Genomic DNA, 14,439 nt, shown 5'->3' on the forward strand with positions numbered 1-14,439 from the left:
GCGCTCCGGGCCCTTTCCGTATCCGTCTCCGTATGCGTGCCGTTACCCGGCGAATCCGTGTGCGAGCACGGCCACCGCCACCAGCGCCACCAGCAGGGCGATCAGCGCCGCAGGGGTCAGGCCGGCGAAGATGCCGTCCTGGTGCTGCAGCCGCTCCCTGCTGGCCCGGCACACCGGGCAGCGGCCCTCACTGACGGGGCCCGCGCAGTTGGCGCACACCAGTCGGTCGCATGTCATGCGATCTCCTCCTCCGGTACGTCCAACGCGCGAGGGACCCGAGCGGTTCCCCCTACCACTGTGCCAGCTCCCGCGCGGAACGGCGCGTGCGGGCCGATTGTCCTCGTTTTGTCCCCGAAGATGTCGGTAATAAACGCGCCGACCCCGTCCGCTGCCTGCGCGTGCACGGCTCGTTCGCGTATGGTCACGCACACCGAACGGAAGCCGCCCCCGCGGCGGTCCGTGCCCCCTATCCAGGTCGACGCGTGGTGCACTCGTGATCCGATTCGACAACGTCTCCAAGTCCTACCCGAAGCAGAACCGTCCGGCGCTCCGTGACGTCTCGCTCGAGATCGAGAAAGGCGAGTTCGTCTTCCTGGTCGGGTCCTCGGGTTCCGGCAAGTCCACCTTCCTGAGGCTGCTGCTCCGCGAGGAGCGCGCGAGCACCGGCCAGGTGCACGTGCTGGGCAAGGACCTGGCCCGGCTGTCCAACTGGAAGGTGCCCACCATGCGCCGCCAGCTGGGCACGGTCTTCCAGGACTTCCGGCTGCTGCCCAACAAGACCGTCAGCGAGAACGTCGCCTTCGCGCTGGAGGTGATCGGCAAGCCGCGCGGGGAGATCAGGAAGGCCGTCCCGCAGGTGCTGGAGCTGGTGGGGCTGGGCGGCAAGGAGGACCGCCGGCCGGGCGAGCTCTCCGGTGGCGAGCAGCAGCGCGTGGCGATCGCCCGGGCGTTCGTCAACCGCCCGATGCTGCTGATCGCGGACGAGCCGACGGGCAACCTCGACCCGCAGACCTCGGTGGGCATCATGAAGCTGCTCGACCGGATCAACCGGACGGGGACCACGGTCATCATGGCCACCCACGACCAGCAGATCGTGGACCAGATGCGCAAGCGCGTCATCGAATTGGAAAAGGGACGCCTCGTACGCGACCAGTCGCGCGGCGTGTACGGCTACCAGCACTGAAAGGACGCCATGCGCGCCCAGTTCGTCCTCTCGGAGATCGGCGTCGGTCTCCGCCGCAATCTCACGATGACCTTCGCGGTGATCGTCTCCGTGGCCCTCTCGCTGGCCCTCTTCGGCGGGTCCCTGCTCATGCGCGAGCAGGCGAGCACGATGAAGGGCTACTGGTACGACAAGGTCAACGTCTCCATCTACCTCTGCAACAAGACCGACGCGGAGTCCTTCCCCTCCTGTGCCAAGGGAGCGGCCACGGAGGACCAGAAGAAGGAGATCCGCGCCGATCTGGAGAAGATGAGCGTCGTCCAGAAGGTCGAGTTCGAGACGGCCGACGAGGCGTACAAGCACTACAAGGAGCAGTTCGACAAGAAGTCGCCGATCGCGGGCTTCGTCACGCCGGACCAGATGCAGGAGTCCTTCCGCGTCAAGCTCAAGGACCCCACCAAGTTCGAGGTCATCTCGACCGCCTTCTCGCAGCGCCCGGGCGTGCAGATGGTGCAGGACCAGAAGGACGTCCTGTCCAACCTCTTCAACCTGGTCAACGGCATGAACTACGCGGCGCTCGGCGTGATGGCCCTGATGCTCGTCGTGGCGCTGATGCTGATCGTCAACACCGTCCGGGTGTCCGCGTTCAGCCGCCGCCGGGAGACCGGGATCATGCGGCTGGTCGGCGCCTCCAGCTTCTACATCCAGATCCCGTTCATCATGGAGGCGGCCTTCGCCGGGCTGCTGGGCGCGGGCCTCGCGTGCATGCTGCTGGTCAGCGGCCACTACTTCCTGGTGAACAACTGGCTGGTCGACCAGATCGACCTCATCCAGTTCATCGGCTGGGACGCGGTGCTGGCCAAGCTCCCGCTGGTGCTCGCGATCGGGCTGCTCATGCCCGCGCTGGCGGCGTTCGCGGCGCTGCGTAAGTACCTCAAGGTGTGACGTGGGCCAAGGGCGTCGTACGGTCAACTCCCCGTACGGCGCGCCTCGGTGTCCTAGACTCACGCGCATGCCCGGCCCGTCGATGTTCCATCCGCAGCGCCGCGCCCGCCGCGGCGCCGCGCTGACGCTGGTCTTCGCGGGCGTGCTGGCCACCGGCGCCGCGGCCGGCTCCTGGACCCCGCAGGGCCAGGACGGCCGGAAGGCGACGGAGGCCCGCACGGCCCCGCGCACCGCGGCGAGACCCGCGGACCGCGCCGTCGCGGACGCGGGCGCCGGGGCGGGCGCCCCGGTGGACCACGCCGAGGTCGAGGCCGCCGCCGCGCGGGCCGTCGAGGACGGCCGGTCCGGCACCGAGGCCGCCGCCGAGGTCGTCGGCCGCAGCGGCGACCGCTGGAGCGCCGTCTACAGCGCCCGCGAGTACGAGGGCCTGGAGCGCGCCCTGAACGGCGCCTACATCGGGGTGGGCATCGCCGCGCGGCGCGGCGCCGGCGGCCGCACCGAGGTCGACAGCGTGCGCCCCGGCAGCCCCGCGGACCGCGCCGGGCTCCGCTCCGGCGACCGGCTGCGCAGCATCGACGGCGCGCTCCTCGACGACTTCCCCGTCACCGACGTCGTCGCCCTGCTGCGGGGCGATGCGGCCCGCTCCGCCCCCGGCACGCCCGTACGGGTCGAGGTCGAGCGCGCCGGGGACAGCTGGGTGCGCACGCTGTACCGGGAGCGGCTGGCCAACGAGAGCGTGACGGCCGAGCACCTCGTCCGCAGCGAGGCGCTCGGCCCGGCCCTGAGGATCAAGGTCGGTTCCTTCGCGCGCGGCACGGGCGATCAGGTGCGCGCGGCGGCCGCGGCGGCGCAGCCCGGCGAGGGCATCCTGCTGGATCTGCGGGGGAGCCCCGGCGGCCTGGTCGGCGAGGCGGTGCGGGCCGCGTCCGCCTTCCTCAACGGCGGCCTCGTCGCCACCTACGACGTGCACGGCAGCCAGCGTTCCCTGGAGGCCCGGGCCGGCACGGTGACCGCCCGGCCGCTCGTCGTCCTGGTCGACGGCGGCACGATGAGCGCGGCCGAGCTGCTGGCGGGCGCCCTGCAGGACCGTGGCCGGGCCGTCGTCGTCGGCTCGCGGACCTTCGGCAAGGGCTCCGTGCAGATGCCGAGCCGCCTCGCGGACGGCTCGGTCGCGGAGCTCACCGTGGGCCTCTACCGCACCCCCGCCGGCCGCGCCGTCGACGGCCAGGGCATCGCCCCCGACCTGCTGGTCCACGGCGACGCCGAGCAGCGGGCCCGCACAGTATTGAGTGGCCTCGGGGGCGGGTCGTAGTGCGAGAATGGCGGCGCTATGGCTAAAGAGAAGAAAGAGACGGGGCGCAAGCTCGTCGCGCAGAACAAGAAGGCGCGGTACGACTACCACATTCTGGACACCTACGAGTGCGGCATGGTGCTGACCGGCACCGAGGTGAAGTCGCTGCGCCAGGGGCGCTCCTCGCTGGTGGACGGCTTCGTGCAGATCGACGGCGGTGAGGCGTGGCTGCACAACGCCCACATCCCCGAGTACACCCAGGGCACGTGGACCAACCACAGCGCGCGCCGCAAGCGCAAGCTCCTGATGCACCGGGCCGAGATCGACAAGCTCGACTCCAAGTCGCAGGAGACGGGACACACCATCGTGCCCCTCGCCATCTACTTCAAGGAGGGCCGGGCCAAGGTCGAGATTGCCCTCGCCAAGGGCAAGAAGGAGTACGACAAGCGGCAGACCCTGCGCGAGAAGCAGGACACCCGCGAGTCGAACCGTGCGATCGCCGCGGCGCGCCGCCGGCAGCGGGCGACGGCCGCGCGGGCCCAGCAGCGGTAATACGCTGGCACGGGTGCCCATCGGTCACGTACGATGGGCGTAGCACACGGGGTGGTACCCGGTGCGCAGTTTGAAAAATCAACATGGGGATGATCGGTTTCGACAGCGGATGTCGAAGCAGGGGAAGCGAGCCGAGGAAGCGGCAATGATCTCGTAAACCATATGTCGCAACCAATAATCGCCAACACCAAGCGCGATTCCTTCGCCCTCGCTGCCTAAGTAGCGACTTGCGAAGTGTCAGCCCGGGGCTGTTCCCGACCCGGATCCTGGCATCAGCTAGGGAACTAAACCACTAGGCCCGGTCACGGGGCCTGGTGGGAAATCAAACAGTGACTGAGCCCGTCGGAGACTTGTCCGCGTGATCTCCGGGGCCGAGAAAATCGCAGCGGACTGCGCTCGGAGAAGCCCTGATTCTGCACCGTTGGACGCGGGTTCGATTCCCGCCATCTCCACTCATCCCATGTGAAACAAAAGCCTCTGATCTGCGGAAACGCGGATCAGGGGCTTTTGTCGTGCCCGGCCGGGCAACCGATCGGCTTTCCCGGCCCTCTTTCTTGATGACGCTCCATGGCGAGGGGGTGGTGGCCCGGTGAACCGCACGCGCACGCCCGTTCGCACGCGCACGGCCATCCGCAGGCGCACGGCCGCGGCCGCCGTGCTGGCCGCGGGGGCCCTGTGGCTCGCCGGCGGCGCGGGCCCGGCGTCCGCCGACGAGGGCGACGGCGGCGACGGCGGCGTGCACCTACTGCTCAACAGCGCCTTCGACAACCGCCCGGGCGAGCTCGTCGACATACAGGTGCAGGGGATCCGCGGACACGGCGATGTGACCGTCTCCTCGCCCGTCTTCGCGCGCCCCGTCCGGCTCGCCCCCGACGAGGACGGCCACCACGGCCGCCCCGCCATCGCGATGACCACCGAGCCGGGCACGTACCCGCTGAAGGTCCGGGCCGGCGGCCGGATCGTGGCCGAGGAGCGCGTCGAGGTGAAGCCGTCGGAGCGGCCGAGCTTCTCGGTGACGACGCCCGGTCAGGTGCTGCGGCCGGGGGAGCGGCTGTGGATGGCGTACGACGACCTGTACCCGGGCGAGACCGGGCGCTCCTTCTCCGTGCACTCGCCCGCCTTCCGCGCGCCGGTGCGGCTTACGCACGACCCGTCGAGCACGGACTGGAACAACCCGCGGCTGTTCTCCGGCGCCGCCGAGCTGCCGCCGGGCACGCGCGACGGAACGTACAAGGTCACGCTGTACGGGGCAGGCGGCCGCGTCGTCGACGAGAAGCCGCTGGTCGTCCGCGCGGCGCGGCCCGGTGACCGGGACTACGTGGGGCGGGCCCGCGGCCCGGCGTTCTTCGACGCCAGGGCCGAGACCGGCCCGGAGGACGCCCGGGCCCACGGGCACCGGGTCCCCGCGGGCGGCACCGTCAACGTCCTGTGGCGCGACCGCTCGCCCGACCGGGGCGAGGAGGAGCGGCTGACGGCCACCTCGCCGGCCTTCGAGCGGCCGGTGCGGCTGCGGCGCGACGACAGCAAGGCGGCGGACGGGGACGACCCGCGCTACTTCGCGCCCGCGCGGATCCGGCGGGGGCTCGCGCCCGGGAGCTATGAGGTCACCGTCGCCAGCCACCACGGGCGGGTGACGAAGGTCGGAAAGCTGCAGGTCACCGCCGGGGCCGCGGGCGCGTCCGGCCGGGGTGACGGGGACGGCGGGGGCCCGGGGGCTTCCGCGACGACGGTGGCGTACGTGGCGGGCGGTACGACGGCCGGGGTGCTGGCGGCCGCGGGCCTGGGCGCGCTGCTCAGGCGGCGGGCCGCACGCTGAGCGCGCGGCGCCCCGCGAGTGCCCTCCGGCTCGCCGTCGCCACGACCAGCGCGGCCGCCGCGGCCCCCGCCGGCACCGCGTAGCCCGCGGCCCCCAGGTGTTCGACGGCCCAGCCGCCGGTCGCCGAGCCGGCCGCTATGCCCGCCAGCAGGCCCGTCACGGCCAGCGTCATGCCCTCGTTCAGGCTGCCCGGCGGGGTCAGGCCCTGGACCAGGTTCATGCCCGTGACCATGGTGGGCGCCGTCGCCATGCCCGCCAGGAGCAGCGCGGCCGCGAGGAGCGGCAGTCCGCCGCCCGCCGTCGTCGTCAGCAGCGGCAGCAGGGCCAGGGCGGCCATCGCCGCCAGGCAGCGCGGGAAGCGGGCGGACGCGGGGGAGACCGGGCGCCTCAGCCCGTAGAGCAGGCCCGCCGCGCACGAACCCGCCGCCTGCAGGCCCAGGACGGCGCCCGCGGCCGCGCGGTGGCCCTGCGCGTCGGCGAAGCCGATCGTCACCACCTCCAGCGAGCCGAACAGCGCGCCGGTGCAGACGAAGACGGCCAGGATCGCGGCGAGTCCGCGATTGCCCCGCAGGGGCGAGCGCTGCTTCAGGGGCGTGGCGGATACCGGCGGTTCGGTGCGCTTCTGCGCCGCGAAGAGCACCGCGCCCGTGACGAACATCAGCGCGGCGGTGAGCGTGCCCGCCCCCGGGAAGAAGGACGAGCACAGCAACGTCGCGAGGACCGGGCCGAGCATGAAGCACGCCTCGTCCACGGCCTGTTCGAAGGCGTTGGCGGTGTGCAGCGCGGCCGCGTCGGCGCGCAGGAGATGCGCCCAGCGGGCGCGGGACATCCCGCCCGTGTTGGGGGTGGTGGCCGTCGCCGCGTACGACGCGAACAGGGTCCAGGCGGGGGCGTCGGCGTACACGCACAGCACCAGCGACAGCGAGCCCAGGGCGGCGAACGCGGAGGCCGGGACGGTGACGCGCGCCTGGCCGTAGCGGTCCACGAGCCGGGCCGTCCACGGGCCCGCCAGCGCCGTCGCGGCCAGGCCCGTCGCGGTGACGGCGCCGGCCAGCGCGTACGAACCGCGCTCGGCGGAGATCATCATCACGGCGCCCACGCCGAACATGCCCATGGGCATCCGGGCCAGCAGGTTCCACGCGGTGAAGGCACGGGTGCCGGGCAGGGCGAACAGGCGGGCGTACGGATTGGAGCGGAGCGAACGCCGGTAACGGAGCGAGGGCTTGGAGGGGGAGGAGGGCTTGGAGGGGGACGAGGGCATGGCCTCAGCCTCGCCGCGCCCCGGTCGCGCGGTCCAACACCTGATCGCTCGCCATTCACGCACATCTGTTGTTGACTGCCGTGCGTGCCCTACGACATAGAGCCGCGGCTCCTGCGCGCCTTCGTTGCCGTGGCCGAGGAAATGCACTTCACTCGCGCCGCGACCCGGCTGTTCACCGCCCAGCAGGCGCTCAGCCGCGACGTGCGACGGCTCGAAGCGCGCCTGGGCGGCGAGTTGTTCGCCCGCACGACGCGGCAGGTCGCCCTCACCGCGGAAGGGGAGCGGCTGCTGCCGTACGCGCGGCGGGTGCTCGCCGCCCACGACGAGCTGGACGCCGCCTGGGCGCGCGAGGAGCGGCCGCTGATCGTGGACTGCGCGGCGACGGTCGGCACCGGGTACCGGGTGCTCACCGCCGCGCGGCAGGCCGCGCCCGAGCACGAGCTCGTCGCCCGCTTCCACAGCGGGCTCACCGGCGCCGCCGCGGAGATCCTCGCGGGGCGGCTCGACGTGTCCTTCGGCCGGATCGCGGGACTCGACCCCGCCGTGCAGGCGCAGCTGGAGCACCGGCCCGTGCGGTACGAGCCGATGGCCGTGCTCCTGCCCGCCGGGCACCGGCTCGCCGCCCTGCCCGAGGTGCCCCTCGGCTCCCTCGCCGGCGAGACGCTCTACGCCGCCGCCGGCAACCCGGCCACCGCCGAGTGGACCGACCTCGCCGAACGGCTCTTCGCCGGGCGGGGCATCGGCATCGCCGCGCCCTTCCCGGAGATCGAAGGGAAGGGGGAGTTCGTACGGGTCGTGCGGCGGCGGGGCTGGTCGGTGCTGGCGAGCGTGGAGTTCATCGAGGTCCCCGAGATGGTGCTCCGCCCCCTCGTGGACCCCGTCCCGCTCTCCCCTGTCTCCATGGTCTGGCGCCGGGGCCTGCGCCACCCGGCCCTGACGTCCCTCCACACGGCGGCCACGACGCTGTCCGCCCGCCACGCCTGGATGACCCGCCCGCCGAACTCATGGCTACCGGACCCGGACGCGACCGCGATGGCGGCGTGAAACGCCGCGGGACCCGGCACGACACCTGGGGCTGCCGGCAGCCGGCCCGCTCTGCCGCGGCGGCAGCGGCTGCGGCCGGGCGCCCGGCCGTTCCTTCCGCCACGTCGGTGATCGGCTCCCACCGGGGTGTCCGGCGGTGCCGGGCCGTGCTGCGGGTGGTGTCGGCACCGCCGGGCTTCGCCGTGGGGGTTGTTCGCCGTGGCGGCGGTAGGGGATGTGGTTGGGCTGCCCGGAGGCTTCTTCCGCCGCGGCGGTGATCGGCCCCCACCGGGGTTCGCTGTGGGGTTGTTCGTCGCCGTGGCGGTAGGGGGTGGGACCGGGCTGTCCGGCCGTTGCTTGCGTCGTGGCGGTGGCCGGGCGTCATGGGGCCGAGGGGTTTCACGGGGGCTTGCCGCGAGGCACTCTGGTGGGGTGGTGACGGGCTTCTCTGACCTGAGATTCGATGCCGGGCGGCTCTGTCTGGATCTGGTGGCCACGGGCGGCGGCCGGTTCGGGCACGAGCCGGTCGAGCGGCTCGACAGCCCCGACCGGCTGCGGGACTGGCTCGTGGCGTCCGGCGCCGTCCCGCCCGGCACCCCCTTGCCGGCCGTGGACGCCGCCTGGCTGGCCAGCGTGCGTGCGGTCCGCGACCTGCTGCACCGGATCGTCCACGCCGAGGTGGACGGCCGCGCCGCGGATCCGGACCTGGAGCGCGTGAACGCCCTCGCCGCGACGGCGCCGCCCGCGCTGCGGGCCGTGCGGGCGGAGGACGGCACTCTGGTGCGTACGGTCGGCGCGGCCCCCGACTGCGGCGCCGTCGTGGGCGGGATCGCCCGGGACGCGGTGGAGCTGCTCACGGACCCGGCGGCGCGCGGGCAGCTGCGCCGTTGCGAGGGCGAGACGTGTTCGCTGGTGTATCTGGACACGTCCCGGGGCCGCCGGCGCCGCTGGTGTTCGAGCGAGGTGTGCGGCAACCGCGAGCGGGTGGCGCGCCACCGCCGCCGTGCGGTCAACGCGCGATGAAGACGTAGTCGGCCCGGTAGGGCACGGCCGTCTTCGGCTGCCGTTGCGGGTCGCAGGGCCCGGCGGGGGCGACGCCGCCGCGCGTGTTCAGCCGCAGGATCTCCGTGGTGGAGGCGAGGAGGCCCGTGCCGGCGCCCGACCGGGTGGCGCGCAGGCCCAGTTCGGGGATGTTGCCGTCCCCGTTCGGCGTTTTGACGAGGACCGTGCCGGTGACGGCGGAGCGGTCGGGCGCGATCCACTGGGGGTCGCCTCCGGGCCGTACGAAGGAGTGGGCGATGTTCCCGCCGAGCGTGGCGGAGACGTTGTCCTGGGTGAACGCGAAGCCGCCGCCGTCCTGACGGGTGCACGCGTAGATCTGGCGGCCTTCGACGACGGACGCCTGCCGCGCGCTCTTCACGGCGGTGTTCACGTCGAGCGGCGCGCTGAGCCGGTGCGCCTGCCCCCGTACCGCACCGCCGGGGAACTCGCCGGTGTGCAGGTTGAAGTAGAAGCCGTCGGGCCGGGTTTTCAGCGCCTCCAGGACCTTCCGGTCGGTGACTTTCACCGTGCCGGTGGCGCTGCTGCGCCCGTCGGGCAGTTTCCGGGCGAAGAACGGGATCCGCACGTCGCCGTTCTCGCCGCGCCCGCCCTGGTGGAGGTGGGCGGCGGTGGGCGTCGCGATGCCGCGGAAGGAGAAGGCGTAGGCCACCTCGTCGCCCCGGACGCGCAGGAAGGCGAGGGCCTGCCCGTCCCGGTCGCCGGTGGCCTTGCCGTCCGCCGCGGGCACTTCGTTCGCCCCGGTGAGGCCGGCGGCGAAGGAGACGGCGTCCTGCCGGCCGCTCCCGTCACCGTCTCCGCCGTCCCCCGGCACCACCGCGAAGGCGATGCCGACCCCCGCGGCGACGGCCGCTGCGGTGACGCCGATGACGACGGCCTTGCGCTTGCCGAAACGGTTCATGGTGAACCTCCCCGTACGGAGCCGGTGCCCCCTGCGCCGGCTGTCCGGGCTGTCGTACGGGGCCGGCGGGTCCGCCATTCAGCCGGGAACAGAGACCTGCGTCACGCCGCCGCCGCTGAACGCGGGCGCCGTCGCGTCCGTACCCATGGCCGAGTGCCCCGGCGCACCCGCGTCACCGCGGAGGCACCGGCCGGCCGGAACGGAGGCGCGCGCACGGACAGCGAACACCGACGCGCGCTATCGACCAGGGGGAAGCCTTGCGCAAGGATGCCGCCGTGGCTGACAGGACGAGTCCCGACGAAGCCCTGATGCGCGCGCTCTACGACGAGCACGCGGGCCCGCTCCTCGCCTTCGTCCTGCGGCTGGTGGACGGGGACCGCCAGCGCGCCGAGGACGTCGTCCAGGAGACGCTGCTGCGCGCGTGGCGCAACGCCGACCGGCTGCGCGGGGCCCCCGGCTCCGTACGGCCCTGGCTGGTGACCGTCGCCCGGCGCATCGTCATAGACAACCACCGCAGCCGCCAGGCGCGGCCGCGCGAGGTCGACCCCGGGCCGCTGGAACTCCTCCCGGCGGCCGACGAGATCGACCGGGCGCTGCGCCTGATGACCATCTCCGACGCCCTGGGCGACCTGACGGAGGCCCACCGGGAGGCGCTGATCGAGACGTATTTCAGGGGACGTACCGTGAGCGAGGCGGCCGAGGTGCTGGGCGTGCCGGCGGGGACCGTGCGGTCCCGGGTCTTCTACGCACTGCGCTCGATGAAGCTCTCGCTCGAAGAACGAGGAGTGACGGCATGAACCGGCCGGCACCGGACCACGACCGGCACACCGAGGTGGGCGCCTACGCCCTCGGCGTTCTCGACGCGGCGGACGCCGCCCGGTTCGAGGAGCACCTGGCCGGGTGCGCGCGGTGTGCCGCCGAGCTCGACGGCCTGATGGGCCTGACCCCGCTCCTCGCGGAGCTCAAGGAGTCCGCGCCCGGACCGGAGTCCGTCGCGCCGCGCCCGGACCCGGCGCTGCTCGACGGGCTGCTCGCCGCCGTCGCCGCCGGCCGCAGGGCGCGGCGCACCCGCCGGCTGTGCCTGGCCGCGGCCGCCGCCGCGCTGATCGTCGCGGGCCCGCTGGCGGGTGCCGCGGTCTTCTCCGAGAAGGCCCCGGACCACAGCGGTGTGAGCGCGGCCAAGCAGATGTACGAGGACGGCGAGAAGATCGGCGCGGTGGACCCGGCGACGAAGGTCGACGCGACGGTCTCGCTGCAGCCGAAGGCGTGGGGCACCCATGTGGCCCTCCGGCTGTCCCACGTCAGGGGCCCGCTGACCTGCGATCTCGTCGCCGTGGGGAAGAACGGGGAGCGGCAGACGGTCACGACGTGGGCGGTCCCGCCGGGCGGCTACGGCCTGGACGGGAGCGACGGGGAGACCGGCGCGGGTGCCGGTGAAGGCGGCGGCGAGGGGGCCGGCGGGGAGGCCGGCGAGCGGGCCGGCAAGGGTGGCAAATGGAGCAAGGAGCCGCTGTACACCCACGGCGGCGCCGCGCTGAACCGGAACGACATCTCCCGGTTCGAGGTGCGGACACTCGACGGCAAACTGCTCGCGACCGTCAAGGTGTGACCGAAAACCCTACAACCCCGATGAAAACAGTCATGTCCCGACAGGTGCGCTCAGTACCCCTGTTCGCGTACGGTTGACGGCTGCCCTAGGCACAGCAGAAGGGGGCTTGGGTGGCCGCGCAGAACGCCACACACGCGCAGGTGGCGACCGGACCGCAGAGTGAGCCCGACGGGGTCCGCGACCGCGAGATCGGTACCGAACAACAGCATCTGGACCGGGTCTACCGGCGTCTGGAGGAGAAGATCCACGAGGCCGAGTTCCTCATGGACGACGCCGCCAAGCGCGGGCAGGTCGGCACGCCCGGCGCGCTCGCCGAGCGGGACGCCCAGGTCTTCCGCGCCGGGGTGCACCTCAACCGGCTCAACAGCGAATTCGAGGACTTCCTCTTCGGCCGCATCGACCTGCTGCTCGGCAAGGACGGCAAGAAGGGCCCCGACGGCGCCTACACCTCCGTCGAGCCCGCCGACGACGCCGTCCGCGGCGACCGGGCCGAGATCGCCGAGACCCTGCACATCGGCCGCATCGGCGTCCTCGACGCCGGCTACTCCCCGCTGGTCATCGACTGGCGGGCGCCCGCGGCCGCGCCCTTCTACCGCGCCACGCCCGTCGCGCCCGGCCGCGTCGTCCGCCGCCGCGTCATCCGCTCCAAGGGCCGCCGCGTCCTCGGCGTCGAGGACGACCTGCTGCGCCCGGAGCTGACGGCCACGCTCGGCGGGAGCACCCTGCCGGTCGTCGGCGACGGCGCGCTGATGGCGGCGCTCGGCCAGGCCCGCAGCCACACGATGCGCGACATCGTCTCCTCCATCCAGGCCGAACAGGACATGGTCATCCGCGCGCCCGCCGCGTCGGTGACCGAGGTCGAGGGCGGTCCCGGCACCGGCAAGACCGCCGTGGCCCTGCACCGCGCCGCCTACCTGCTCTACCAGGACCGCCGCCGCTACGCGGGCGGCATCCTCGTCGTCTCCCCGACCCCGCTGCTCGTCGCCTACACCGAGGGCGTCCTGCCCTCCCTCGGCGAGGAGGGCCAGGTCGCGATCCGGGCCGTCGGCTCGCTGGTGGACGGCGCCGAGGCCGATACGTACGACGAGCCGGCCGTGGCCCGCGTCAAGGGCTCCTCGCGCATGCTCAAGGTGCTGCGGAAGGCCGTACGGGGGGCGCTGGAGTCCTCCGGCGGGGGGACGGGCGTGGTACGCCCGTCCGCCGCGGCCCCCGCGGGGGAGGACGACGGCGGGCAGCTGTCGCTGGACGGCGCCCTCGCCGACGCGAACGGCGGCCGCCGCCGCGGCGCCCCGGCCGGACCGCCCGACCGCCTGCGCGTCGTCGCCTTCGGGGCCCGCATCGAGCTCGGCGCCGAGGACCTCAAGCGCATCCGCAACACCGCCCTCGGCGGCACGGCGCCGGTCAACCTGCTCCGTCCGCGCGCCCGCCGGCTGCTCCTGGACGCCCTGTGGTCCAGGGCCGGCGGCCCCAAGCGCTACACCGACCCCGAGCTCGCCGCCGAGGCCCGCTCCGCCTTCGACGAGGACATCACCACCGAGGACGACTTCCTCGCCTTCCTCGACGCCTGGTGGCCGGAGTTGACGCCGCGTCAGGTGCTGGCGTGCATGGCCGACGAGAAGCGCCTCGCCCGCTTCGCGCGCCGGGTGCTCAACCCGCGCGAGACCCGGCTCCTGGCCCGCTCGCTGCGCCGCCTGGACGCCGCCGGGCGCGGCCCGCTCTCCGTGCACGACGTCGCCCTGCTGGACGAGCTGGAGACGCTCCTCGGCGCCCCGGCCCGCCCGAAGAAGCCGCGGGAGTACGACCCGCTCGACGCGCTCACCGGGCTGGAGGAGCTGATGCCGCAGCGCTCGGAGTCGCGCCGCGAGCGCGCCGAGCGCCTGGCCGAGGAGCGCCGCGACTACGCCCACGTCATCGTGGACGAGGCGCAGGACCTCACGCCCATGCAGTGGCGGATGGTCGGCCGCCGCGGCCGTACGGCCACCTGGACGATCGTCGGCGACCCGGCGCAGTCCTCGTGGTCCGATCCGGACGAGGCCGCCGCCGCCCGCGACGAGGCGCTCGGCGCCCGCCGCCGCACCCGCTTCCGGCTCACCGTGAACTACCGCAACCCCGCGGAGATCGCCGAGCTCGCGGCCAAGGTGCTGGCGCTGGCGATGCCCGGCATGGAGTCCCCGGCGGCCGTCCGCTCCACCGGCGTCGTGCCGCGCTTCGCCGTCGCGGGCGCCGCGCTCGGCCCGGCCGTCCGGGCCGAGGCGGAGCACCTGCTGGCGGACGTCGAGGGCACGGTCGGCGTGGTCGTGCCCATGGGGCGGCGCGCCGAGGCCCGCGGCTGGCTGGCCGGGCTCGGCGACCGGGTGGTGGTGCTGGGCAGCCTGGAGGCCAAGGGCCTGGAGTACGACGCGACGGTCGTCGTCTCCCCGGCCGAGATCGCCGACGAGTCCCCGGCGGGCCTGCGGGTGCTGTACGTGGCGCTGACCCGCGCCACGCAGCGGCTGACGGTGCTCTCCGGCGAGCGCGACGACCCGGACGCGGACGGCGTTCCGGACCTGCTGCGGGACTGAGGCCGCGGGCCGAGGCCGCGGGGCCGGGGCGGTGGTACCGGGGGGTGATGTCCCTCCGGCCGCCGCTCGGGGGAGTCTCCGGAAGTGAACTTCTCCCGGTGGAATGACTTTCGGGGGCGGTTTGTTAGCCTGGGTGTGGCACCGGCTCGATCCAAGCCCCCGGGCCCAACCTTAGTCGCTTCGAGCGACCACTTGCCGCGAGGCGAGCATGGCGGGTCGGTGTCATCTACGTCCCGGTGGGCGCCCCTCTTGAGAGGGG

The 14,439-nt window shown here is 73.6% G+C and carries 13 protein-coding genes and 1 other RNA gene; 11 read left to right on the plus strand and 3 right to left on the minus strand.

Annotation, left to right across the window (positions count from 1 at the left end):
• Positions 1 to 42 precede the first annotated feature (42 nt).
• A complete protein-coding gene (locus tag ACSNOG_RS18825) occupies positions 43 to 237 on the minus strand; it encodes a hypothetical protein (protein WP_436753815.1) in 195 nt (64 codons plus the stop codon).
• 256 nt (positions 238 to 493) lie between these two features.
• On the opposite strand from ACSNOG_RS18825, the gene ftsE reads away from it, so the two are divergent.
• From ftsE to ACSNOG_RS18855, 6 genes are all read left to right on the plus strand, one after another.
• Positions 494 to 1,183 carry a cell division ATP-binding protein FtsE gene (gene ftsE, locus ACSNOG_RS18830; protein ID WP_436753816.1) on the plus strand — a complete coding sequence of 230 codons (690 nt, stop codon included), beginning with the start codon at positions 494 to 496 and terminating at the stop codon, positions 1,181 to 1,183.
• A gap of 9 nt (positions 1,184 to 1,192) precedes the next feature.
• Positions 1,193 to 2,107, plus strand: a complete 915-nt coding sequence (ftsX, locus tag ACSNOG_RS18835) for a permease-like cell division protein FtsX (RefSeq protein ID WP_336013397.1) — start codon at positions 1,193 to 1,195, stop codon at positions 2,105 to 2,107.
• Between the two features lie 67 nt (positions 2,108 to 2,174).
• Complete coding sequence (locus ACSNOG_RS18840; RefSeq protein WP_436753817.1) at positions 2,175 to 3,419, plus strand: S41 family peptidase; 1,245 nt, start codon at positions 2,175 to 2,177, stop codon at positions 3,417 to 3,419.
• 18 nt (positions 3,420 to 3,437) lie between these two features.
• A complete protein-coding gene (smpB, locus tag ACSNOG_RS18845; RefSeq protein ID WP_436753818.1) occupies positions 3,438 to 3,950 on the plus strand; it encodes an SsrA-binding protein SmpB in 513 nt (170 codons plus the stop codon).
• A gap of 85 nt (positions 3,951 to 4,035) precedes the next feature.
• Positions 4,036 to 4,405: a transfer-messenger RNA gene (gene ssrA / locus ACSNOG_RS18850) on the plus strand.
• A 134-nt stretch (positions 4,406 to 4,539) separates the two neighbouring features.
• Entirely contained in the window at positions 4,540 to 5,766 is a 1,227-nt protein-coding gene (locus tag ACSNOG_RS18855; RefSeq protein WP_436753819.1) for a hypothetical protein, read from the plus strand.
• Here ACSNOG_RS18855 and ACSNOG_RS18860 read toward each other — a convergent pair.
• Complete coding sequence (locus ACSNOG_RS18860; RefSeq protein ID WP_436753820.1) at positions 5,744 to 7,027, minus strand: MFS transporter; 1,284 nt, start codon at positions 7,025 to 7,027, stop codon at positions 5,744 to 5,746. The two genes, ACSNOG_RS18855 and ACSNOG_RS18860, sit on opposite strands and share 23 nt — an antisense overlap.
• Positions 7,028 to 7,111: 84 nt before the next feature.
• Between ACSNOG_RS18860 and ACSNOG_RS18865 the strand changes: the two genes are divergently transcribed.
• Positions 7,112 to 8,071, plus strand: coding sequence for a LysR family transcriptional regulator (locus tag ACSNOG_RS18865; RefSeq protein ID WP_436753821.1), 960 nt, complete (start codon positions 7,112 to 7,114; stop codon positions 8,069 to 8,071).
• A 414-nt stretch (positions 8,072 to 8,485) separates the two neighbouring features.
• The gene (locus ACSNOG_RS18870) at positions 8,486 to 9,073 is read left to right on the plus strand and encodes a CGNR zinc finger domain-containing protein (protein ID WP_436753822.1); all 588 of its coding nucleotides are present in this window, start codon (positions 8,486 to 8,488) and stop codon (positions 9,071 to 9,073) included.
• Here ACSNOG_RS18870 and ACSNOG_RS18875 read toward each other — a convergent pair.
• Positions 9,060 to 10,010 (minus strand): CHRD domain-containing protein, encoded by a 951-nt coding sequence (locus ACSNOG_RS18875; RefSeq protein ID WP_436753823.1) that lies wholly within the window; start codon positions 10,008 to 10,010, stop codon positions 9,060 to 9,062. The genes ACSNOG_RS18870 and ACSNOG_RS18875 overlap by 14 nt on opposite strands.
• 257 nt (positions 10,011 to 10,267) lie before the next feature.
• On the opposite strand from ACSNOG_RS18875, the gene ACSNOG_RS18880 reads away from it, so the two are divergent.
• The 3 genes from ACSNOG_RS18880 to ACSNOG_RS18890 all read left to right on the plus strand — a co-directional run bounded on the left by ACSNOG_RS18880 (position 10,268) and on the right by ACSNOG_RS18890 (position 14,180).
• Positions 10,268 to 10,807, plus strand: a complete 540-nt coding sequence (locus tag ACSNOG_RS18880) for a sigma-70 family RNA polymerase sigma factor (protein WP_436753824.1) — start codon at positions 10,268 to 10,270, stop codon at positions 10,805 to 10,807.
• Entirely contained in the window at positions 10,804 to 11,619 is an 816-nt protein-coding gene (locus ACSNOG_RS18885) for a zf-HC2 domain-containing protein (protein WP_436753825.1), read from the plus strand. The genes ACSNOG_RS18880 and ACSNOG_RS18885 overlap by 4 nt, the downstream gene beginning before the upstream one ends.
• 110 nt (positions 11,620 to 11,729) lie before the next feature.
• On the plus strand, positions 11,730 to 14,180 hold the full coding sequence (locus ACSNOG_RS18890) for a HelD family protein (RefSeq protein ID WP_436753826.1): 2,451 nt from the start codon (positions 11,730 to 11,732) through the stop codon (positions 14,178 to 14,180).
• The last annotated feature ends 259 nt before the right edge of the window (positions 14,181 to 14,439 follow it).

The sequence above is a fragment of the Streptomyces sp. URMC 124 genome, from assembly GCF_051386455.1.
In the GTDB taxonomy this organism is placed as follows: Bacteria; Actinomycetota; Actinomycetes; order Streptomycetales; family Streptomycetaceae; genus Streptomyces.

Coding starts and splice junctions, on each gene's coding strand:
- ACSNOG_RS18825 (WP_436753815.1), bottom strand. CDS start 237: ATGACATGCGACCGACTGGTGTGCGCCAACTGCGCGGGCCCCGTCAGT.
- ftsX (WP_336013397.1), top strand. CDS start 1,193: ATGCGCGCCCAGTTCGTCCTCTCGGAGATCGGCGTCGGTCTCCGCCGC.
- ACSNOG_RS18840 (WP_436753817.1), top strand. CDS start 2,175: ATGCCCGGCCCGTCGATGTTCCATCCGCAGCGCCGCGCCCGCCGCGGC.
- smpB (WP_436753818.1), top strand. CDS start 3,438: ATGGCTAAAGAGAAGAAAGAGACGGGGCGCAAGCTCGTCGCGCAGAAC.
- ACSNOG_RS18860 (WP_436753820.1), bottom strand. CDS start 7,027: ATGCCCTCGTCCCCCTCCAAGCCCTCCTCCCCCTCCAAGCCCTCGCTC.
- ACSNOG_RS18875 (WP_436753823.1), bottom strand. CDS start 10,010: ATGAACCGTTTCGGCAAGCGCAAGGCCGTCGTCATCGGCGTCACCGCA.
- ACSNOG_RS18885 (WP_436753825.1), top strand. CDS start 10,804: ATGAACCGGCCGGCACCGGACCACGACCGGCACACCGAGGTGGGCGCC.